The 518-nt window shown below is 63.5% G+C and carries 1 protein-coding gene; it reads left to right on the top strand.

Features of this window, described 5'->3' with window-relative positions; genetic code table 11:
• Positions 1-518: transposase (locus tag IEW00_RS17420; RefSeq protein WP_229737131.1), on the top strand; the 518-nt coding region annotated here is incomplete at both ends.

Raw genomic sequence — 518 nt, forward strand, 5'->3', positions numbered from 1 at the left:
GGGCTGATCGCTGGCTCCGGAACCTGCCGCGTGGAACCGCTCCTTGATCGCATCGCTGCCGATCCAGAAGTCCCGCATCTCGCGCGCGATCTGTTCGCAATGCATGCCGAGGAGCTGGCACTGCTGCGGGCACGGATTAAGGAAGTCAACGGGAGGCTTGCTGAATGGCACCGCTCGAACGCGCGAAGCCGGCGGGTGGCTCAGATACCGGGTGTCGGAACACTTGGCGCGACATTGCTGGCACTAAAGACGCCGGCACCGGAAGACTTCCAGTCCGGTCGGGCGTTCGCCGCCTGGATCGGTCTGACGCCGCGCGATCACTCAACCGGCGGCCGGGTGAAGCTGGGCAGCATAACCCGTGCTGGCGACGCCCTGCTCAGACGAACACTCGTGGTCGGAGCTACAGCGCTGCTCCGCCATATCCGCAATGATCGAAGCAAGCATGCTTCGCCTTGGATCCTCGAGATGCTGAAGCGGAAACCGCCAAAGTTGGTCGCGGTCGCCTTGGCGAACAAGAT

Source organism: Blastomonas aquatica (genome assembly GCF_014639875.1).
GTDB lineage: Bacteria > Pseudomonadota > Alphaproteobacteria > Sphingomonadales > Sphingomonadaceae > Blastomonas > Blastomonas aquatica.